Below are 20,872 nucleotides of genomic sequence, written 5' to 3' on the forward strand. Positions count from 1 at the left end.
GATATAGATATAGATATAGAAACAAAAATAGGAATTGAGGCAGTAACAAAGTTGAACAGAGTTTTGAGTAGGTGTAGCTGAGGAAGTAGAAGTAGAAGAGTTTAACGAGGGAACAAAGGGTTGGGTATGGCAGATAAAAACGAACCTCGCTGAGGTATCGCCGCCTAAAAAGACAGGCAATACCCTAGCGAGGTCGTACGTCGATTACTTCTCTAGTTTAGCGAAGTAGTCGAAGATTACTGGTACGTCGTTGTTACCCATTCCTGCGTCAACAGCAGCTTGTAGGCTAGTTGCAGTACCTTGAGCAATTAGAGACTCAGTACCTAGCTCTTCACAAAGAGCAAGGAAGTAACCAAGATCTTTGTTAGCGTTAGCAACAGAGAAACCTAGCTTCTCTTCGCCGTCTACTGCGTAGAACTTACAGAATTGCATGAATGGTGAGTTAGATGGACCTGCAGACATGATGTCAAACAGTTGTTGGCCATCAACACCAGCGCGTTGAGCAACAGCGAAAGCTTGAGACATAGTCGCAACAGTCGTCATACCCATGAAGTTGTTTACAAGCTTAGTAACGTGACCAGAACCTAGAGCACCTAGGTGGAATACGTTTTCGCCTTGCTCTTCAAGAACAGGTTTAACTTTGTTGAAAGTTTCCATGTCGCCAGCAGCCATGATGTTCAGAAGACCATCTTTAGCGTGTGCAGGAGTACGGCCTAGAGGTGCGTCGATCATGCCCGCGCCTTTTTCAGCTAGAGCTGCGCCGATTTTCTTAGTAGAAGCAGGGATAGAAGTACCGAAGTCTACTAATACTGCGCCTTCTTTGATGCCAGCTAGAACGCCGTCTTCGCCGTAAACGATTTTTTCAACAACAGCTGAAGTTGTAAGACAAAACTGAACGATGTCACTTGCAGCAGCTAGTTCTTTAGCAGAAGTGAATGCAGTCGCATTGCCGCGATCTGTAACGCGAGCAACAGCTTCAGCGCTTAGATCCATTACGTTTACGTGGTAGCCGCGCTTTTGTAGGTTTTCAACCATGTTGCCGCCCATAAGACCTAGGCCAATGAAACCGATTACAGGTTTAGTCATGTTCAAACTCCAAATATAGTATTGTATGATTATATGGTCATTATAATAACGACGTCTTTTCCGTTACGCAATAGTTTTAGGGTAATCCTTCAATGCTTAGACGCAAGTTGTGACGGGGATTCACTTTACGAGAAAATATGGTCACGCTTTGTACTTACAAGAGCGATATCCCAATCAAAAAATAACCTATTGATGAAATAATGCACTCTAAATGTCATACGATTAATGAGAATAAGCCACTCCAATAACGATTATTAACCTGCCGTCCCTTTTTTCAGACAAGATTAAGGCTGCCCACTGTCAGTAGTTGACAAATTATTGGAAGACAGTCACTGCCCTAGCCTTAGTAAGGTTTACTGAACACGGGTTTTAAACCAAGTTTTGTCGCCACTTACTAAGCCTGGCACTCTTGCTACTTAGCCTCTAACTAACCAACGCAACCTCTTCCCACCTCGTAGGCTACTGCCTGTTCTGTGCAAACAAAAAAACTCCGAGCTTTCACTCGGAGTTTTTAGTATCTAGCTTCTGTTGCTTCAGCGAATTACAGTTCGATTGAAACCGTTTCACCATCAACATTTAGCATTAGCGTGTTGCCTTCAAGCTTGTGAGACACTTCAACTTGCTCGCCTTCGTTCTTATTAGGAACAAGAAGCGTAAGGATGTTGTGCTCTTTTGATGGCTTGAATTCCACTTCAACGTGACGGTGGATTTCAAGATCTTTGAACTCGTATGGGTCAACTTCGCCAAAACCTTCAACGTTCTTAACTGACGTGATGTTATCAGCAGACTCGTTGATGAAGTTTACGTCTAGGTGCGCAACTTCGCCACGGATAGTGAAAGACTTGTCTGCCACGTCGTTTGCGAAAGTTGTGTGCATTAGCCAAGTCATGTCTTTCTCTTCAGAAAGCGTTGCCTTGTCTTGCATTACGAATACTTTACCTTGAACAAACCAGACCTTACGCTTGTAAGATTCAATTTCAGGAACGAAGTACTTGTAAGATGCCGTTGCATCACCCTCAACCATCTTCACATCAGATTCAGTGTCGAAATCAGAGATGTTGCCGCCCGCTTCGATACAGAAGCGATCTTGGTGGTTTTCGTAGCCCGTGTTCTTGTTCTCGCCGTACTGACCTTTACCGCCAAATAGTGGAAGGTTCTTAGAGAACGTTTGACGACGCCATTTAGTGTGCATATCAACACCGAAACCACCGTAATAGCCAGTGATTGACGCTAGCGTTTCACCGAATGCATGCAACGTGAATGCGTTTTGGTCACCGTGAGAGTGGCTGATTGAGCCAAACGGAGAACATTTGAATACCATGTGAATATGGTTATCACGCTCAGTCATCTTGTTGTGGAATGCAGCCCAACCCGTGATTGGGAATACTTTCAACAGTGGGTCATTCGATGGTGCTTTCTCTTCAGGTGCATCCCAAAGGAAGTTAAAGCGAAGATCATCGTAACCGAAGTCCCACCAACCGAAGTTGTAGAATTTGGTGTGTGCTTCAGTATCACGGCCTTTCAGTTGGTTGTAGTACCAAACATACTCAGGCTTCTGGTTAACACCTGCGTAATGCTTGATGTTGTAAGCCAGTTTTAGACCTGGGAAATCACCGATTGAAGACTGGTCACAGAAGCTCGCGCGCTTAGAGTGAACAGGCATGCAGTAAAGCGGGAAATCACCTGTGTTTTCGTAGAATGTTTTGTTGAACATGTCTACGCCACAGTATGCTTTCAATAGGTCGAATGCTTCGCCTAGGAATGCAGTTTGCGTGTTCCAGTAGTCAGGACCTTCAGCCCAACCGCCGTCTACACCGCCCCATGGTGGGTAGTGTACTGCGTAGTATTCTAGTGCGTATGCAATGTACTCGCCTGCTTTCGGGTGATCGTGGTAAAGCGCGATACACGTTGGGATGATAGCAGAAGAGATAGAACGAACACCGTGGCTGTTCAGTGGGTTGTTCAATAGATCAACCGTCACTTTCAGGTGGTGCATGATTTCGTCTAGACGCTCAATCAAAGCATCTTGAACTTGCTGACGTTCTTCATCTGTGAAGTAGCCGTGTAGCCAGTCGTAACCCCAAGCCATAGCCGCGATAACACGGAAAGCCGCTTCATCGTTATAGCCACGAGAAGTCACGCCTTCTGGATCGTACGTAGACAGTTTTAGAGTCCAAGCTTTTGCTTTAGCAATTAGCGCTTCGTCTTCTTTCACAACACCAGCAATTGCTAGGTTACGTGTCGCGTTTAGTGCCATTTGGCAATCAACGTACATTTGACGCCAGTAAGGACGCCATAGAGAAGCTTTGCCTACCGTGTCAGCTGGGTACGCTTGAGGCTCTTCGAAAGGAGCAGTCTCAAGGAACTTAACTGTCGAGTTATTGTAGAAATCATCAAACATGCAGTGAGCTTCATCAGCTTTCACTTTCGCTTTGAATTCTTCTAACTGATCTGCTTGAACAAGAAGACGTGGACGTGCTTCGCTCAAGTTGTCTAGGAATGATAGGTCGAAGTCACGTTTCTGTACTTCGATAGGGAGTAGGTCTACAAGATTACCTGCTGAAGTATCATTCTCCAGCTTCATCTTCCTGATTGCATCAAGAGATTTTTGGTCGCTCATTCTAACTCACTTATTTTTCAAGTTGATTGAAAGGAATTAGCAATAATATACGTCTTATTGTAGGACAATTAAATCTATTTCGGTTCGATTGAACCATTTTGTACAGTTTTCGTGATTTAGGTCAGATATCTTCCACCTGACCGTTTTTCCGTTTCGCAGAGCAAAAAAAATGCGACGCCCTTTCGAGTCGTCGCATTCTATTATAATCGTTTTCTATGTATTAGCTTTCAGTTACTGCTTTCGCTTGCTTGCCGCCGTCATCGACCGCTTTAACCAATAGCACACCAACACCACCAACAATCACACCACAAAGTATGAAGACTAGACGTCCCCACATTGGGTTAGTGAGTAGAGCCATTAGCATGATACCGACACCCGCTACCGCAATCAGTTTACCAAGCATTTCACGCTGTTTGTTATCCAGTACTTTCTGTTCTGCTGACTCCGCAACTAATGGAGTAGACAGGTTACCGAAGAACTTATCAACGTCTGCTTGACGCTTCTCAGTTAATGGCTTGTAGAACAGAGTTGATAGGATGAAGAAACCACCTGTCAGCGTAATGTGAGCAATCAGACCGATAGCAACCTTAACATCAGACCATTCACGGCTTGTTAGCTCTTCTAGACCGAAGATTGAAGACACCATTTCAGCGTTAACAACGAAACCCACGTAGTAAGAAACAAAACCACCAACCACTAGCGTACCCCAACCAGCCCAGTCCGGAGTCTTCTTAATAAAGAAGCCAAGGAATGCAGGAATTGTCATTGGGAAGCCGATCAGTGCGCCTACATACATCATGGTATCGAACAGGCTCAAACCTTTAAGCGAGTTGATGAACTGTGCAATAAGGATGATAGCAATACCAAACACGGCAGAAGTAATCTTAGAAACCGTTACTAGTTCTTTTTCGCTAGCCGTACCTTTACGAACGATTGGTTCATAGAAGTTCTTAACAAAGATACCCGAGTTACGGTTTAGACCAGAATCCATTGAAGACATTGTCGCTGCAAACATCGCCGCAACTAGAAGGCCAACCATACCTGCTGGCATGTACTCTTGTACGAAGTATAGGTAGGCAAAGTCACCCGCTTTCTTACCTGCTTCTGGGTAAGCTGCTGCTAGGTCGACACCTTGACCTGCAATGTACCAAGAAGGCATGAACCAGATAAATACACCACAAAGCATTAGCACACACGCTAGTAGCGCTGCTTTCTTCGCGTTCTTTGAGTCTTTAGCCGCTAGGTAACGGTAAGAGTTAAGCATGTTGTTAGTAATAGAGAACTGCTTCACGAAGATGAAGAATGCCCAAATGCTGAAGATGCTTAAGTAGTTAATGTTGTTACCAGAAAGGAAAGAACCGCCTTCCGCTACAGGGAAGTTATTCACGATTTCACCAACACCGCCACCTTGAACAACAGCAACAACAGCACATGTCACGGTTACTGCCATGATGATAACCATCTGCATAAAGTCAGATGCAATTACCGCCCATGAACCACCCGTTACAGACATTGCCAATACAACCAAACCGGTAATCCAGATAGTTGCTGTCATGTCGAAACCGAAGATACCAGAAGCGATGATTGCTAGTGCGTTTAACCATACACCGGCAGAAACAACACTGTTTGGCATTGAAGACCAAGTGAACACTTGTTCGTTAGTCGCACCGAAACGCATACGAATTGCTTCGATTACCGTTACTACACGTAGTTGACGGAACTTTGGAGCAAAATATGCGAAGTTCATGAAGTAACCAAATGCGTTGGCTACGAAGATGACCGCTACTGCAAAACCATCGTTATACGCTTTACCTGCCGCACCGGTGAATGTCCATGCACTAAACTGGGTCATAAAGGCGGTTGCACCAACCATCCACCACAACATGTTACCGCCCCCGCGGAAGTAGTCACTGGTGGTACTTGTAAATGTTCTAAACATCCAACCTATCGCAATCAAGAATAGGAAATAAATGCCGACAATAATCGTGTTGAGTTCCATCGTGTATCCTTTGTCCGTTGTATTTTGTTACGATGACTATAGGAAATCTCAAACTTTATTTGTAGTACAATAATCCAAATAAGTGATGGCGATCTTATTTTGATTGATTAAGTTAATTATATATATGACATAGGATGGAATATGGCCAATCCATCAAGGCAATTACTGGTGTTTGAGGTAAAAACTCAAAAAACAAGGCCAAAGAACATCACACCCATTAAAATCAAAGACTTATGAGAAAGTGAGACTTTGCACACTTATTAACAAATACAACCAAACACATATAAATATAAAATCCTCAAAAATAATAAAAGCCAAATCAGAGCTAAATCACCCTCATTTATCACACAATAAACCAGCGTTTTTTATCTATTGAGAGTGGATAATTTCATTAGAATTCTACTTAAATTAATCAATATAGAAGAGGCATATCCAGTTCAAACGATGGTAGATTCAAAATATACAAAAATGAAAAATCATGGATGACGCATAATTATTTGGGGGTCGAGAGTGTCTAAAAACGAATATCGAGCGTAATATTATTTTTATTATGATGGTAAAGAGAACGACCGCTAGGCGTATACAAGAAGGAACTGGCTTAAGAAGGAGTTAAGCGAGGATGAACCAAAACAGTGCCACACATGGTGCAACACGCTTTCTAAAAACAAAAAAGCATGCACTTGGCATACCTTTTTGATTGGTTCAAATGAAGTTGAAAACCGTGTTTAGCTTGCAGTGGCTAAACGGTGGTTAGCGTCTTGCAAGTGAGCGGCTGACATTGTACGAGCTTTTTCACTGTCGCCAGCCATAATCGCTTCATAGATTCTACGGTGTTCATTGATACATGTGCTGCCCTCTTCAGAAGAGCGCACGATGAAGTTAACGAACATGGTAGTCAGAATATTGCCGAATGGCAGGTAGAAATCGTTACCTGTCGCATTAAAGATCAAGCTATGGAAACGAATATCGATGTCTGTCCAACGTTCTTGGTCAAACACTTCTGCGTCATCCACTTCAACCATCTTCTGGAAGATCTCTGAAAGCTCGATACGTTGCTCAGCAGTCGCAAATTTTGCAGCTAATGCACACGCTTCAGGTTCAATCGCACGGCGAAGGCCTAAAAACTGAGAACAGAATTGGTCTATGTCGGTTAGACCATCCATCCATTCAATCAGTTGAGGATCAAGAAAGTTCCAGTATGCGCGATCTACTACACGAGTACCGATTTTCGGGCGGGACTCTAACAGACCTTTAGAAGTCAGTAGTTTAACGGCTTCACGAAGTGCCGTACGGCTGATACCAAACTGTTCACACAGCGCCATTTCACCAGGAATAATAGAACCTTGTGGCAGTTCACCAGACAAGATTCCACGAGCGATTTCACGCGCTACTTGCACGTGCAGGCTGCGCTTCGAGCCCGAGATTGAATTAAAAGTGCTAACCATAAGTTCACTTATTTTATATGTTATGTTTATGTATTATTTAAGGATCACTATAACAGGATTTCAACCTAGCGCCAATTGAGTAAATTAGCAACGAGTCGTGCCCTATTAATTTACTCAATGAATCAAACACTTATAAAGCATCTAACTCCATACCGCTAGAAACATTATGTTACACCATTCATAAATCCGTCATCAAAAGGCATCGGTTCTGTCATCCTCGATTCCTATACTTCCTTCCAACAAATCACTCAATTGGACTGACATAATGAAACCGACAAAAACAAATCTCACGCTTAAGAGCGCTATTACTGCTGCGCTGATTTTTTCTGGTTCTGCATTAGCAATGGATACACGATACGAAGATCGCTCTGGCAACTTGGTTGCTGATGTTCCTCAAGATGAATCACAATGGGTTGACCCAAACACGCTAATTTTTGCTTATGCGCCAGTTGAAGATCCTGCAGTATACGCTGATGTGTGGAGCGAGTTTTTGAGCCACCTTGAAAAAACAACGGAAAAGACGGTTCGTTTCTTCCCTGTTCAAAATAACGCTGCTCAAATTGAAGCAATGCGTTCAGGTCGCCTACATATCGCAGGTTTCAACACAGGTTCTACACCACTGGCGGTTAACTGTGCAGGCTTTGCCCCATTCACAATGATGGCTGCAGAAGATGGCTCTTTCGGTTACGAAATGGAAATCATCACTTACCCTGGTTCTGGCATTGAGAAAGTGGAAGACCTAAAAGATAAGAACCTAGCGTTCACATCACAAACGTCTAACTCTGGCTTCAAAGCACCTTCTGCGATTTTGGACGCTGAATACCAACTTCAACCTGATCGAGATTTCAAACCAGCATTCTCTGGCGCACACGACAACTCTATTTTGGGTGTGGCGCACAAAGATTACGATGCTGCAGCAGTTGCTAACTCAGTATTGAACCGCATGCTTTCACGCGATGTTGTGAAAGAAGACCAAATCAAGAGCATCTACAAATCTCAAACCTTCCCGACTACCGCTTACGGCACCGCGCACAACCTGACGCCAGAGCTGCAAGAGAAGATTCAAAAAGCGTTCTTCACTTTCGATTGGGAAGGCACAAAGCTTCAAGAAGAATTTGAACGTAACGGCGAAGCGCAGTTCGTTCCTATTACTTACAAAGAGCACTGGGAAGTGATCCGCACTATCGATACGGCAAACAAAGTCTCTTACACGTGTAGCTAAGTTCAACCGAACTAAAAAGCCAATCACACACCGATAAAACTAACTGCAGGTGTGTTCGCCTGCAGTTATTCACCACTCTTTCCGGTTTACTTTCCATGCCTGTCTCAGGCGAACTCTTAGTACACCGCTCTTATAGGAATTCTATGTCTACTCTTACCCTTAAAGGGCTTACCAAGCACTACTCCAGTTCTGATAAAGCCCTTACCAACGTTAGCTTGTCGGTCAATGCCGGTGAAGTAGTTGGTTTAATTGGTCCATCTGGTGCGGGTAAATCAACGCTTATCCGTTGTATTAATCGGCTCACCGAGCCCACCAGCGGCGAAGTGATCTTTTCCAATACCAATCTAGAGACGCTGTCTAAGCGACAACTGAGACAATCACGCCGTGAAATCGGGATGATTTTCCAAGAGTACGCGCTGATTGAGCGTTTGACGGTGATGGAAAACGTACTTTCAGGACGTTTGGGTTACGTAAATTTCTGGCAAAGCTTTACTCGTCGTTTCCCTGAATCAGATATCCAAGCCGCTTATGCACTACTCGACCGTGTTGGATTGTTAGAACACGCCAATAAAAGGGCCGATGCTCTGTCGGGTGGTCAGCGTCAACGTGTTGGTATTGCACGTGCACTTGCTCAGAAACCGAAATTACTGTTGATTGATGAACCAACGGCCGCACTTGATCCACGTACAGCGCGCCAAATCATGCGACTGATCAGTGAGATTTGTTCAGAGCAACAACTCCCTGCCATCATCAATATTCACGATGTTCAATTAGCAAAGCAGTTTGTTGACCGTGTTGTCGGCTTGAATGCAGGTTGTGTCGTATTTGATGACAAACCAAACCTGCTCACTGAAGATGTTTTAACGCAAATCTACGGGGAAGAAGACTGGAGTCAACAAGCAGAAGAAGAGGCCGATGACCTCATCATCACAAGCCCTCGCCTATCTGAGGCAACAATATGACTCAACCATATCCAAATCAAGTTCAGCAGCATTTAAAGTCAGCACAACAACACTTAAAGTCAGGAAAACAGAATTCCAAACAATACCCGACACAGTGGACAAAGCCGCCACTGATTTCTAGCCCATGGCTGCGCTGGAGCTTAATCATCATTGTGGCGGTTTACTTGTACCTTGCGACTCAATCGGTACACGTCAACTGGACTCGAATTTACGAAGGCAGCGAACGCGGCTGGCAGTTCATTTTGGCTTTCATGAACCCAGATTTTGGTGGCCGTTGGAACAACATCTCACAAGGTTTGATTGAGAGTTTAACCATGACCCTCACATCGACCGTGGCGGGTGTCCTTCTTTCAATTCCATTCGGATTAGGCGCAGCGAAAAACCTTGCCCCTACGCCTGTTTACCTATTCTGTCGTGCGTTTATTTCGGTTGCTCGTAGCTTACAAGAAATCATCGTTGCGATTCTGTGTGTCGCTCTATTTGGCTTTGGTACGTTTGCGGGTTTTGTCACGCTCACCTTCGCGACCATCGGCTTTCTCGCAAAACTGTTTGCCGATGAAATTGAAGCCATTGACCCAGCACCACTCACCGCAATGCGTGCAACGGGCGCGAGTTGGTTACAACAGGTGAATTACGCAATTCAAGCACAGGTGATGCCGCGCTTCATCGGACTTTCTATGTACCGACTCGACATCAACTTTCGTGAGTCAGCCGTGATTGGCATTGTTGGCGCAGGTGGTATCGGCGCAACGTTAAACACAGCAATGGACCGTTACGAATACAGCGCAGCAGCCGCTATTCTATTGATTATTATCGTGATTGTGATGTTGTGTGAATACCTATCAACCATCATCCGTAAGCATGTGCAGTAAGGAACGACCAATGAGCACGCTAAATGAAACACCGACAAGCGCCATCAATCGTACCCAATGGCAGCGTTACGACAGTAAACAGAGCCTCATCCTTTGGCTGGGCTGGCTTTGCTTTGTTGCTTTGACAGTATTCGCATGGCAAGTCATGAACAAAGATACGATTTGGTACTTTGTGACTGACTCACCCAACCAATTTGCTGATATCTCTTCACGTATGTGGCCACCAAGATGGAGCTACTTAGAGTCTCTTTGGAGTCCGTTGTGGGACACCATTAACATCGCGACACTTGGCACACTGTTAGGGATCGTACTCGCGTTTCCAGTAGCGTTCTTAGCTGCACGTAATACAACGCCAAGCATGACGTTTATCAGACCTATCGCGCTGTTCATCATCGCGGCAAGTCGTTCAATTAACTCGTTAATTTGGGCATTGTTATTGGTAGCAATCATCGGCCCAGGCTTGTTGGCCGGTATCATTGCGATAGCGCTACGTTCAATTGGCTTCGTGGCGAAGTTAATGTATGAAGCGATTGAAGAAGTGAATGCAACACAGATGTCTGCAATCCAATCGACCGGAGCTTCTCCGCTGCAGGTATTGAACTACGGCATTCTTCCGCAGGTTATGCCAAGTTTCATCGGCACGAGCTTGTTCCGTTGGGATATCAATATTCGTGAATCTACGGTTTTAGGCTTGGTCGGCGCTGGCGGTATCGGCTTGAAATTACAAGAATCGATGGCGATGCTGGCATGGCCTCAAGTGACTGTGATTTTCTGTGCGATTCTAGTGACGGTCATCTTCTCTGAATGGGTGGCAGCTAAAGCAAGAAAAGCCCTTATCTAAATACTAAAAACAACGTCAAATAGACGGTTAGCTAAGATCAAAGCCTACTCACTGAGTAGGCTTTTCGTTTGTTGAAACGTTCTATTCTGTTTCCTACACGCATAAAAAAACCGAGCAACTCGCAATGAGTTACTCGGTTTGACTTATTCCCGATGTATTCAGTCGTTGTTGGTATCAACGAACGATTTTGCAATCACGACTGAATTCAATGTGACGCTTCGTTCCCGCAAAGCACCACATCAGTACACACCATCGTTAAATGGTATGTGTGTTGATCATTTACAGTTGAGCAAATGATCCTTCCCACGAGTATGTCTCACCAGCAAACTCAACAGTGTGAGTTGCTTGCTGCGTGTCTTCAGCTTGGTTTGAGATACCGTAGTGGTAAGTGTTACCAGAAGTAGTCTGAATGCGAACAACAGTCCCGACACTGTTATGGCCCACAACAGATACTGATTTAACCAGACCACGAGCGCCTACAGAGGCTTCGATAGACTCGTTAAAGTAACCATGCGTTTCTAGTACAGAAGCAAACACGTGGTTTTGACCAGACTGACGTAAGATGAACGCAGGCTCACTCTTAAGGTTGAAGTCTGGATCGTTAGCACCAGTGCGAGCAAAAATCACTTCGCTGCCCGCATTCGCGCTGGTTACTAGGCTGTAGTAGCTGCTGTCATGTAGCCAGCTTACTAGAGAACCTTCTTCGTTCACTTTGCCTGAAGCAACGTTCCATAAATGTTGGTAACCGTTGTCTTCACCTAATGGCTTAAGCGTTGTTTCCATGTTGTAATCGAAGTCAGTGCGAATGATTTGACCCGAGTGGTGAACTGGTAAGTCGTACTGGTGCTCAGCGTCAGCTTCGATGCGGTACACATCAATTACTAGCGGTTTTTCGAACTCAGGTAGTTCAGCAAGAATCACGCTGCGTTGCATGTCTACGCCAGTGTAGTACTCAGAAATTGTGCCGCTCATACCTTGTAGCGACTGGTCGTCTGCTACGAAGAAGTGCTTCTGACCAAACTTAGACTCAGCCAATGCTGTGTTGAAGTTGTTCTGCGTTTTCTGATCAACCGTTACTGTGTTGTGAGCAACCGTCTGCTTACAGTAAGACTTGTTCTCCGGGATGTAACGACCGCCAAACTTAGGCTCAACGTTTACCCAACGACCGAAGCCGTAATCGTGCAGCACTTCGTGGCCACGGTTGAATACGCTTAGGTGCAAGCCATCGTAGTGACCATGGTCTAGCGCAGAATGGTACTGGTGGTCTGAACCGTGCTGACCAAACCAGATCAACGCCATTGTGTCGTCGTCTTGCACATCACGGTGACGAAGGATGCTTACGCCGCCTTTTTCGCCTTCAGGCCCGTCTGTTACAAACAGGCTACCCCAGTTGAATGGTTTGATGTCGTCTGCTGCATCAACCGCATCAGACAGTGTTTTACCAGAAGCATGAACCCAAACATTTTTTTGGTGATCAGCCATACCAAGCAGAGTTTCAGTCTGCTCGTAACGGTGGTAACACACAGACGTCGCCATGATAACCCCTTCATCGTTGATAGAAATCGTCTTCGATGAATCGTTCAGAGCAGGCAATGTGCCGTCTGGGAATGCAGTTTTGAATACTGAGTAAGACGTTGTCTTGATCACTGAATCGTTAAATTCGTAAATACCGATTTCTGGCTGACGACGTTCAATCGCTTCTGCGAACAGGTAGATTGGACGCAGAGAGAAACGGTGATAGTAAGGACCTTCCATGTAGTAGCCGTCTGGCGAGAACAGTTGGTCAAGTTGCGCTAGGAAACCGCCGCTTACTTTGTCCAATTTCAGGCCGTAAAGTGCTTTATCTACAGACTCTTGATCGTTGATCGCGTAACCACAGATACCTACCGCCGCCACTGCCCATAAGCCGTGGTTGTGTACGATATCGAAGTCGTGTGCGTAAGTAACAACGAACATTTCGATCATTTGCTTCAGAAGATCGTCTTCGATAAGACGCTTCTGCTCTTCAGAGATAGTGTGGTAAATGCAGCTGTACGCACAAGAAGCGTAAAGCATCCACATGTTCTCGTTCAACGTTTGGTGGAACAGCTTACCCGGAGGGTTAGTGTCACGGCTTACGTTGCTTTCCAATGTTGGGTATACCGTCGCGTACGCAGTTAGCATATCAACGATGTAATCACGGTACTTTGTTTCCTCTGTGATCAGGAACAAACGACCCGCTAGATCCATATGGATGTAGTTTTGCTTGTGACGATTGTGCTCGTAACCGCCACCTTCACCGTGACCTGGTACTTCGATGCCAACTTCTGCCATGTACGCGTCAGTTTGTTTAATGTCACGAGTCAGTGCGTTACCTAAAAGGCTATCCTTGCCAAGTTCTTTACGAAGCTCTGCTGCTTCATCAAAGTTAAGTAAAAGTGGTTGATAGCTCATTATTATTTCCCCTGCTTTGCAGTGCTAAGTTCTTCTGAATTTGTTTCTTGTAAAGTTGTCTCTACTGAGTAGAAGCCTGTCCAGCTGTATACTTTACCGTTCAGTTCTACCTTGTGTTCAGTGTTGTCAGTCGCACCAAGTTGGTTGCTGATCATCACGGTCACATTTGATTTTTCTGTGCTGATTTCGACGACTGAACCTACATTTGTATGCGCGACAACCTTGATGTCTTTCACAACGCCGCGAGCATTGACTGATTGCTCGAACTCTTCGTTGAAGTAACCGTGCGTTTCAAGAACAGAAGCGAACAGTGTTGTTTCACCCTTGCTACGTAGAATGAAAGCAGGCTCTGAGCGTAGGTTGAAGCTTGGGTCATTCGCGCCAGTGCGAGTAAAGATAACTTCAGCATTGTCGTTAGACGTTGCACCTAACCATGTGTAGTAGGTGTTGTTTTGTAGCCAGCTCACAAGTGCCGTGCCATTCACATCACCGCTTGCTACGTTCCATAGGTGTTGGTAACCGAAGTCACTACCCAGCGTGTTCAACTCTTTATTCGCTTGGTATTCAAAGTTAGTACGAACAATCTGACCGGCATATTGGTGCGAGTAATCGTATTGGTGTTCGCCTTCGCCACCTTTCTCAGAATCTAAGCGGTAAAGATCCAATAGTAGCGGAGATTCCAACTCTTCAAGATTTAGCATGAACACGCTGCGTTGCATGTCAAAACCTTGGTAGTGATCGTTAGCAAACGCACTCATGCCGTTGATTTGCTCGTCTTCTACTTTGAAGAAGTGTGGTAAGCCGTGTACTGCGTCTGCACGTTCAACATCAAAGTTGTTCTGGCATTTTTCATCAATCGTTACTGCGTTGTGAGCAATCGTTTGACGAGCGTAAGATTTGTTTTCGTCTAGGTAGCGGCCGCCAAATTTTGGCTCAACGTTCACCCAACGACAGAAGCCATATTCACGCAGTACTTCTTGACCACGGTTGAAGAAAGAAATACCCAGCGTATCAAAGTTGCCGTGACCCATGCCGTGTTGGCCGTAGTTCATAACAAGTTGAGAAACGTCGCCTTTCTTATCCTGCATACGGATAAAGCCTTGCGCGCCGTTATGACCTTGAGGGCCTTCGTTCAACTCAACACTTGGCCAGAAAGGCATGCCGATTTCTTTCTCAGCAGACGCTGCTTCGTAGGCTTTAGATAGCTCAAGACCACATGGATGCATCCAAACTGCGTCTTGAATCTTCGCCATACCAAGAATGTTTTGGTCTACGCCGTTTTCAGAAGAGTAATGCTTGCTGTAAACACTTACTGCAACCTGAACACCCATATCTGTAATACCCATAGTACGAGAAGCATCATTCAGAGCCGGGAACTCACCGTTCGGGTAAGCCGTCGCCAGCATCGCTTGTACTGTGTTACCAATCACGCCGCCTTTGTAGTTGTAAATATCAACTTCAGGCATATGACGGTGGATCACTTCAGCGAACACACACGTTGGGCGAATCGCGTAGCGGTGGTAGTAAGGACCTTCCATGTAGTAGCCAGAAGGTGCAAACAGCTGAGAAACTTGCGCTAGGAAGCCGCCAGTGTCGTTACGGTCAATGCCGTACACCGACATTTCAAGGTATTCACGCTTGCCAAGAGCAAGACCACAAATACCGACAGCCGCTACTGCCCAAATACCGTGATTGTGAATTCGGTCGAAGTCGTGTGCGTATTTAACCGTGAACATTTCTAACATTGGTTCAAAAATGCGAGACTCAATATTGTCGCGTTGTTCTTGTGTCAGGGTTGAAGCAACACAAGAGTAAGCTAAGCTTGAGAACATTAACCAGCAGTGTTCGTTCAGGATTTGGTGGAACAAACGACCTGTAGGGTTAGTGTTTTTCTGTACGTGGTAATCAAACGTTAGGTATTTATCTGCGTACTCTTCTAGTAATTCTGTAACAAAGTCAGCGTACTTTTGCTCTTTAGTGATCAAGAACATGCGACCAGCTAGATTCATGTACGTGTAATTTTGCTTATGGCGGTTATGTTCGTAACCCCCAGCTTCACCATGACCTGGGACATCAATAGGTAAACGCATGAATGCTTCTAGATCTTTCGCGTTCGCTGCAATGGTTTTGCCCATTAAGCTAGAACGGCCCACTTCAAGATGAAGCTGCTCGATTTCTGCTTCAGTCAACAATACTGGTTTAGTCGTCATATTCTTTGTCACCCTCAATAAAGAGTTTATCTGCTTAAACTTTGATTAAATTTTCAAACTCCATATAAAGTAATACAATATGAGCTTTAATTATACCTATTCGTCGCCAAATGATGAGTAGAGTCACACTATTAGTCATAAGTCATTGATGTAGCTGACTAATGGTAAATATCAGCCATTTATTAAGTTGTTGATTTATTTACGCTATATAAAGTATCGCTTGATCAATATCACACAAATTTAGATATATTGTATTACAATTGAGCTCATTCCCTTATGATGGATGCAAGTTAAGTAACACTTAAAAGATTTAAACAGATTAGGAGATACACAATGAACTCTTTCTTTATCCTAGATGAAAACCCATGGGAAGAACTTGGTGGCGGCATTAAGCGTAAAATCGTTGCTTACACTGACGATCTAATGGCAGTACACCTATGTTTTGATAAGGGCGCGATTGGCCACCCTCATACTCACGAAATCCATGACCAAATCGGTTACGTAGTTCGTGGCAGCTTCGAAGCTGAGATTGAAGGCGAAAAGAAAGTCCTTAAAGAAGGCGATGCTTACTTCGCTCGTAAACACATGATGCACGGTGCAGTTGCACTAGAGCAAGACAGCATCCTTCTTGATATCTTCAACCCTGCGCGTGAAGATTTCCTAAAATAATAAACAGCGCAACCTCAGTTGCTAAGGTAAGCATATGAAATCATTAAACATCGCGGTCATTGGCGAGTGCATGGTTGAGCTACAAAAGAAACAAGACGGGCTTAAGCAAAGTTTCGGTGGCGACACACTAAATACTGCACTTTACTTGTCTCGCTTAACAAAAGAGCAAGATATCAACACGAGCTACGTAACAGCACTAGGCACTGACCCATTCAGTACCGACATGTTAGAAAAGTGGCAAGCGGAAGGTATCGACACTAGCTTAATTGCTCAGCTTGATCACAAACAACCAGGGCTTTACTACATCGAGACCGATGAAACTGGTGAACGCAGTTTCCACTACTGGCGTAATGATGCTGCAGCAAAATTCATGTTTGACCAGGAAGACACACCTGCTCTACTTGATAAGTTATTCTCTTTTGATGCGGTTTACCTAAGTGGTATTACGCTTGCTATCTTGACAGAGAATGGACGCACGCAGCTATTCAACTTCTTAGACAAATTTAAAGCGCAAGGCGGCCAAGTATTCTTCGACAATAACTTCCGTCCAAAACTTTGGGAAAGCCAACAAGAAGCGATTTCTTGGTACTTGAAGATGCTTAAGTACACAGACACGGCTCTACTGACGTTCGATGACGAGCAAGAGCTGTACGGCGACGAAAGCATTGAACAGTGTATTGCACGTACGTCTGAATCTGGTGTGAAAGAGATCATCATTAAACGTGGTGCTAAAGACTGCCTAGTAGTTGAGAGCCAAAGCGCACAGTACGTTGCTCCAAACCCAGTAGACAACATTGTTGATACTACAGCGGCTGGCGACTCGTTCAGCGCGGGCTTCCTAGCTAAGCGCTTAAGCGGTGGCAATGCACGTGATGCAGCGTTAGCAGGTCATATTGTGGCAGGGACTGTGATTCAGCATCCAGGTGCTATCATTCCTCTAGAAGCGACGCCTGATCTGTCTCTATAATTACGCACTTTAACTATTAATCAAGGGTTTGCTTAGTTGAAAGCAAGCCCACATTTAACGTGAGAAAGAATTCATGACGACATTAAATGAACAACTAGCAAACCTAAAAGTAATTCCTGTAATCGCTATCAACCGTGCTGAAGACGCTATCCCTCTAGGTAAAGCACTTGTTGAAAACGGCATGCCATGTGCAGAAATCACGCTACGTACAGAATGTGCAATCGAAGCGATTCGCATCATGCGTAAAGAATTCCCAGACATGCTAATTGGTTCAGGTACTGTACTGACTAACGAGCAAGTTGACGCATCTATCGAAGCTGGCGTTGATTTCATCGTAAGCCCAGGTTTCAACCCGCGCACTGTTCAATACTGTATCGATAAAGGCGTTGCAATCGTACCGGGTGTTAACAACCCAAGCCTAGTTGAACAAGCAATGGAAATGGGCCTTCGCACGTTGAAGTTCTTCCCTGCTGAACCTTCTGGCGGTACTGGTATGCTTAAAGCACTAACAGCGGTTTACCCTGTTAAATTTATGCCTACTGGTGGCGTAAGCTTGAAGAATGTTGATGAATACCTATCGATCCCTTCTGTACTTGCGTGTGGCGGTACTTGGATGGTTCCAACTAACCTTATCGACGAAGGTAAGTGGGACGAACTAGGCAAGCTTGTTCGTGATGCAGTTGATCACGTTAACGCTTAATCTATTTTAGATTGAGTGATGAAGCCTCACCTCGGTGGGGCTTTTTGTTATCTGGCGTTTATTGCGCTGACTAACCGTAAATCAACGTTGTGTTTCCCCCACACCCTATCGCCTTTCTCCCTATGGCCTCGGACAGCTCCACGACTAAGACGGGCAAGAACGAGTAATGTAAGGCTTTCAATCTACGTCAGTATGCATCTAACGAAGCGTTACTGGTGTCCCTACTGCCTATCTACCCCCTTTTACCCAGCCCTTTATCCAGCAATGTTTCTTTTCGATACGTCGTCAAACATCTCTCATCGCATGCACTGATGGCCACAATAGACAAAGTGCGCCGCAAAATGTGTCCCGTCATCGAGTTTAACGCCCACTCAGTGACAAAAATTCCAAATACGCACCTCTATGATGAATAAATAGCATAGAAAGGCTTCATGGCCGCAGATAAACAGAAAATAGCGAAGTGAAAACAATGAGCTACACTTGAAATCTCAATACAAAAATTTTCAGTATAGGGTTCCAAATTAACGTGAATGTCGTCGCACAACACACCAATTTGTAGCACATTTGTTACGGTTATAATTAAAATCTTATAGATACGGCAAAGTAAGCGCTTTTGTTTATATTGTAATACATATAAACATTTAACCCTCAATTTATTTTAGATCTCAAACAAAATACACTCACATTTAAATTCAATTAAAACAAATACTTATACAACCACGTGTTAGAGGCCGAAAAATCAATGCGACCTAGATCATACTAAAGACATATTGTAGTACAAATAAACCTTGGGACGCGTTAATCTAAGCCCAGTTAATTATGATATTTAAAAGGCTGAAAAGATGACTATTGATACTTTTGTTGTTCTCGCCTACTTCTTCTTTTTAATCGCAATTGGTTGGATGTTCCGTAAGTTCACCACCTCTACAAGCGATTACTTCAGAGGGGGCGGCAAAATGTTGTGGTGGATGGTTGGTGCAACTGCCTTCATGACACAATTTTCAGCATGGACGTTTACAGGTGCCGCAGGACGCGCATTCAATGACGGTTTCGTTATTGTAATCCTATTCTTAGCCAATGCTTTTGGCTACTTCATGAACTATATGTACTTCGCTCCAAAGTTCCGCCAACTTCGTGTGGTAACGGCGATCGAAGCTATTCGTCAGCGCTTTGGTAAAACGTCTGAACAGTTCTTCACATGGGCAGGTATGCCGGACAGCCTTATCTCTGCAGGTATCTGGCTAAACGGTCTAGCTATCTTTGTAGCAGCGGTATTCAACATCCCAATGGAAGCTACCATTGTGGTAACGGGTATGGTTCTAGTATTGATGGCAGTAACGGGCGGCTCTTGGGCGGTTGTTGCTTCTGACTTCATGCAAATGCTTGTAATCATGGCCGTGACAATCACTTGTGCGGTAGCAGCTTACTTCCACGGTGGCGGCTTAACTAACATCGTTGCTAACTTCGACGGTGACTTCATGTTAGGTAACAACCTAAACTACATGAGCGTCTTCATCCTTTGGGTTGTATTCATCTTCGTGAAGCAGTTCGGTGTAATGAACAACAGCATCAACGCTTACCGTTACCTATGTGCAAAAGACAGTGAAAACGCACGTAAAGCGGCGGGCCTAGCATGTATCCTTATGGTTGTTGGTCCACTAATTTGGTTCCTACCACCTTGGTACGTAAGTGCATTCATGCCTGAGTTCGCTGAGCAATACACATCAATGGGCGACAAAGCCGGTGATGCTGCTTACCTAGCATTCGTACAAAACGTAATGCCAGCAGGTATGGTTGGTCTTCTTATGTCAGCAATGTTCGCTGCAACGATGTCTTCTATGGATTCAGGTTTGAACCGTAACGCTGGTATCTTTGTAATGAACTTCTACAGCCCAATTCTTCGTAAAAATGCGACTCAGAAAGAGCTGGTTATTGTAAGTAAGCTAACGACTATCATGATGGGTATTTTCATCATCGCGATTGGTCTATTCATTAACTCTCTGCGTCACTTAAGCTTGTTCGATATCGTAATGAACGTAGGTGCGTTGATTGGCTTCCCAATGCTAATCCCAGTACTACTAGGTATGTGGATTCGTAAGACACCTGACTGGGCTGGTTGGTCTACTCTAGTGGTTGGTGGTTTTGTTTCTTACATCTTCGGTATCTCTCTGCAAGCAGAAGACATCGAGAACCTATTTGGTCTAGAAACAGCCCTTACAGGCCGTGAATGGAGCGACTTGAAAGTAGGTCTTAGCTTAGCTGCTCACGTAGTGTTCACAGGTGGTTACTTCATCATGACTTCTCGCTTCTACAAAGGCCTATCGCCAGAGCGTGAGAAAGAAGTTGACCAACTATTTACTAACTGGAACACGCCGCTTGTAGCGGAAGGCGAAGAGCAACAAAACCTAGATACTAAACAGCGTTCAATGCTTGGTAAGCTTATCAGCACAGCCGGTTTCGGTATCCTAGCAATGGCTCTGATTCCAAACGAACCAACAGGACGCTTATTGTTCCTACTATGTGGTTCGATGGTACTAACCGTTGGTATCCTACTGGTTAACGCATCTAAAGCTCCGGCTAAGATGAACAACGAGTCAGTTGCTAAATAGCTAAATAAGCAGCTAACAAGTTAAACCAAAATGAAGCCCATGTTATTCGATAACATGGGCTTTTTGTTTGTCTTCGGTTTATCAAAACGGAATATGAAACGCACCTCGATCAATGCTCACAAACCATAGAAATACCTATCTCCTGCCCTCGTTTCATCTTCTTTCCCAACCTTTCCAATGGTTTGATCTCTTTCTCTGATTGTTTCTGTTACTTTGAATGACAACACAAACACAACA

The 20,872-nt window shown here is 44.6% G+C and carries 14 protein-coding genes; 8 read left to right on the forward strand and 6 right to left on the reverse strand.

The annotated features are described in order from the left end of the window. Nucleotides 1–204: 204 nt before the first annotated feature. From AB4263_RS21945 to AB4263_RS21960, 4 genes are all read right to left on the reverse strand, one after another. Nucleotides 205–1,086 carry an NAD(P)-dependent oxidoreductase gene (locus AB4263_RS21945; protein WP_004733521.1) on the reverse strand — a complete coding sequence of 294 codons (882 nt, stop codon included), beginning with the start codon at nucleotides 1,084–1,086 and terminating at the stop codon, nucleotides 205–207. A 541-nt stretch (nucleotides 1,087–1,627) separates the two neighbouring features. After that, nucleotides 1,628–3,706: a DUF4962 domain-containing protein gene (locus tag AB4263_RS21950; protein ID WP_017061476.1), complete on the reverse strand. Its 2,079-nt coding sequence runs from the start codon at nucleotides 3,704–3,706 to the stop codon at nucleotides 1,628–1,630. 220 nt (nucleotides 3,707–3,926) lie between these two features. Next, the gene (locus tag AB4263_RS21955; protein WP_017061477.1) at nucleotides 3,927–5,705 is read right to left on the reverse strand and encodes a sodium:solute symporter family transporter; all 1,779 of its coding nucleotides are present in this window, start codon (nucleotides 5,703–5,705) and stop codon (nucleotides 3,927–3,929) included. A 725-nt stretch (nucleotides 5,706–6,430) separates the two neighbouring features. Beyond that, a complete protein-coding gene (locus AB4263_RS21960; protein WP_372098898.1) occupies nucleotides 6,431–7,150 on the reverse strand; it encodes a FadR/GntR family transcriptional regulator in 720 nt (239 codons plus the stop codon). Nucleotides 7,151–7,415: 265 nt separating this feature from the next. On the opposite strand from AB4263_RS21960, the gene phnD reads away from it, so the two are divergent. The 4 genes from phnD (at nucleotide 7,416) to phnE (AB4263_RS21980) (ending at nucleotide 11,047) form a co-directional block, all read left to right on the forward strand. Continuing rightward, nucleotides 7,416–8,372: a phosphate/phosphite/phosphonate ABC transporter substrate-binding protein gene (phnD, locus tag AB4263_RS21965; protein WP_372098899.1), complete on the forward strand. Its 957-nt coding sequence runs from the start codon at nucleotides 7,416–7,418 to the stop codon at nucleotides 8,370–8,372. 143 nt (nucleotides 8,373–8,515) lie between these two features. Further along, a complete protein-coding gene (phnC, locus tag AB4263_RS21970; protein WP_017069947.1) occupies nucleotides 8,516–9,334 on the forward strand; it encodes a phosphonate ABC transporter ATP-binding protein in 819 nt (272 codons plus the stop codon). After that, nucleotides 9,331–10,206: a phosphonate ABC transporter, permease protein PhnE gene (gene phnE / locus AB4263_RS21975; protein ID WP_372098900.1), complete on the forward strand. Its 876-nt coding sequence runs from the start codon at nucleotides 9,331–9,333 to the stop codon at nucleotides 10,204–10,206. Before phnC ends, phnE (AB4263_RS21975) begins: the two co-directional genes overlap by 4 nt. A 10-nt stretch (nucleotides 10,207–10,216) precedes the next feature. Further along, nucleotides 10,217–11,047, forward strand: a complete 831-nt coding sequence (gene phnE, locus AB4263_RS21980; protein ID WP_137001662.1) for a phosphonate ABC transporter, permease protein PhnE — start codon at nucleotides 10,217–10,219, stop codon at nucleotides 11,045–11,047. 279 nt (nucleotides 11,048–11,326) lie between these two features. Here the strand turns inward: phnE (AB4263_RS21980) and AB4263_RS21985 are convergent, their stop codons facing one another. Both AB4263_RS21985 and AB4263_RS21990 read right to left on the reverse strand, forming a co-directional pair. Next, nucleotides 11,327–13,480 (reverse strand): heparinase II/III family protein, encoded by a 2,154-nt coding sequence (locus AB4263_RS21985; protein ID WP_372098901.1) that lies wholly within the window; start codon nucleotides 13,478–13,480, stop codon nucleotides 11,327–11,329. 2 nt (nucleotides 13,481–13,482) lie between these two features. Then, nucleotides 13,483–15,690, reverse strand: coding sequence for a heparinase II/III family protein (locus AB4263_RS21990; RefSeq protein ID WP_171733250.1), 2,208 nt, complete (start codon nucleotides 15,688–15,690; stop codon nucleotides 13,483–13,485). A gap of 333 nt (nucleotides 15,691–16,023) precedes the next feature. Between AB4263_RS21990 and AB4263_RS21995 the strand changes: the two genes are divergently transcribed. The 4 genes from AB4263_RS21995 to AB4263_RS22010 all read left to right on the forward strand — a co-directional run bounded on the left by AB4263_RS21995 (nucleotide 16,024) and on the right by AB4263_RS22010 (nucleotide 20,635). After that, nucleotides 16,024–16,359, forward strand: coding sequence for a cupin domain-containing protein (locus AB4263_RS21995; RefSeq protein WP_009846518.1), 336 nt, complete (start codon nucleotides 16,024–16,026; stop codon nucleotides 16,357–16,359). A 34-nt stretch (nucleotides 16,360–16,393) separates the two neighbouring features. Then, a complete protein-coding gene (locus tag AB4263_RS22000; protein WP_017061485.1) occupies nucleotides 16,394–17,326 on the forward strand; it encodes a sugar kinase in 933 nt (310 codons plus the stop codon). Nucleotides 17,327–17,399: 73 nt separating this feature from the next. Further along, nucleotides 17,400–18,026, forward strand: coding sequence for a bifunctional 4-hydroxy-2-oxoglutarate aldolase/2-dehydro-3-deoxy-phosphogluconate aldolase (locus AB4263_RS22005; RefSeq protein WP_017069898.1), 627 nt, complete (start codon nucleotides 17,400–17,402; stop codon nucleotides 18,024–18,026). Nucleotides 18,027–18,868: 842 nt separating this feature from the next. Next, nucleotides 18,869–20,635 (forward strand): sodium:solute symporter family protein, encoded by a 1,767-nt coding sequence (locus AB4263_RS22010; RefSeq protein WP_372098902.1) that lies wholly within the window; start codon nucleotides 18,869–18,871, stop codon nucleotides 20,633–20,635. The last annotated feature ends 237 nt before the right edge of the window (nucleotides 20,636–20,872 follow it).

Source organism: Vibrio sp. 10N.261.55.C5 (genome assembly GCF_041470505.1).
In the GTDB taxonomy this organism is placed as follows: Bacteria; Pseudomonadota; Gammaproteobacteria; order Enterobacterales; family Vibrionaceae; genus Vibrio; species Vibrio crassostreae_C.

Coding starts and splice junctions, on each gene's coding strand:
- AB4263_RS21995 (WP_009846518.1), top strand. CDS start 16,024: ATGAACTCTTTCTTTATCCTAGATGAAAACCCATGGGAAGAACTTGGT.
- phnE (WP_137001662.1), top strand. CDS start 10,217: ATGAGCACGCTAAATGAAACACCGACAAGCGCCATCAATCGTACCCAA.
- AB4263_RS21955 (WP_017061477.1), bottom strand. CDS start 5,705: ATGGAACTCAACACGATTATTGTCGGCATTTATTTCCTATTCTTGATT.
- AB4263_RS22010 (WP_372098902.1), top strand. CDS start 18,869: ATGACTATTGATACTTTTGTTGTTCTCGCCTACTTCTTCTTTTTAATC.
- phnE (WP_372098900.1), top strand. CDS start 9,331: ATGACTCAACCATATCCAAATCAAGTTCAGCAGCATTTAAAGTCAGCA.
- AB4263_RS22000 (WP_017061485.1), top strand. CDS start 16,394: ATGAAATCATTAAACATCGCGGTCATTGGCGAGTGCATGGTTGAGCTA.
- phnD (WP_372098899.1), top strand. CDS start 7,416: ATGAAACCGACAAAAACAAATCTCACGCTTAAGAGCGCTATTACTGCT.
- AB4263_RS22005 (WP_017069898.1), top strand. CDS start 17,400: ATGACGACATTAAATGAACAACTAGCAAACCTAAAAGTAATTCCTGTA.
- AB4263_RS21960 (WP_372098898.1), bottom strand. CDS start 7,150: ATGGTTAGCACTTTTAATTCAATCTCGGGCTCGAAGCGCAGCCTGCAC.
- AB4263_RS21950 (WP_017061476.1), bottom strand. CDS start 3,706: ATGAGCGACCAAAAATCTCTTGATGCAATCAGGAAGATGAAGCTGGAG.
- AB4263_RS21985 (WP_372098901.1), bottom strand. CDS start 13,480: ATGAGCTATCAACCACTTTTACTTAACTTTGATGAAGCAGCAGAGCTT.
- AB4263_RS21990 (WP_171733250.1), bottom strand. CDS start 15,690: ATGACGACTAAACCAGTATTGTTGACTGAAGCAGAAATCGAGCAGCTT.
- AB4263_RS21945 (WP_004733521.1), bottom strand. CDS start 1,086: ATGACTAAACCTGTAATCGGTTTCATTGGCCTAGGTCTTATGGGCGGC.
- phnC (WP_017069947.1), top strand. CDS start 8,516: ATGTCTACTCTTACCCTTAAAGGGCTTACCAAGCACTACTCCAGTTCT.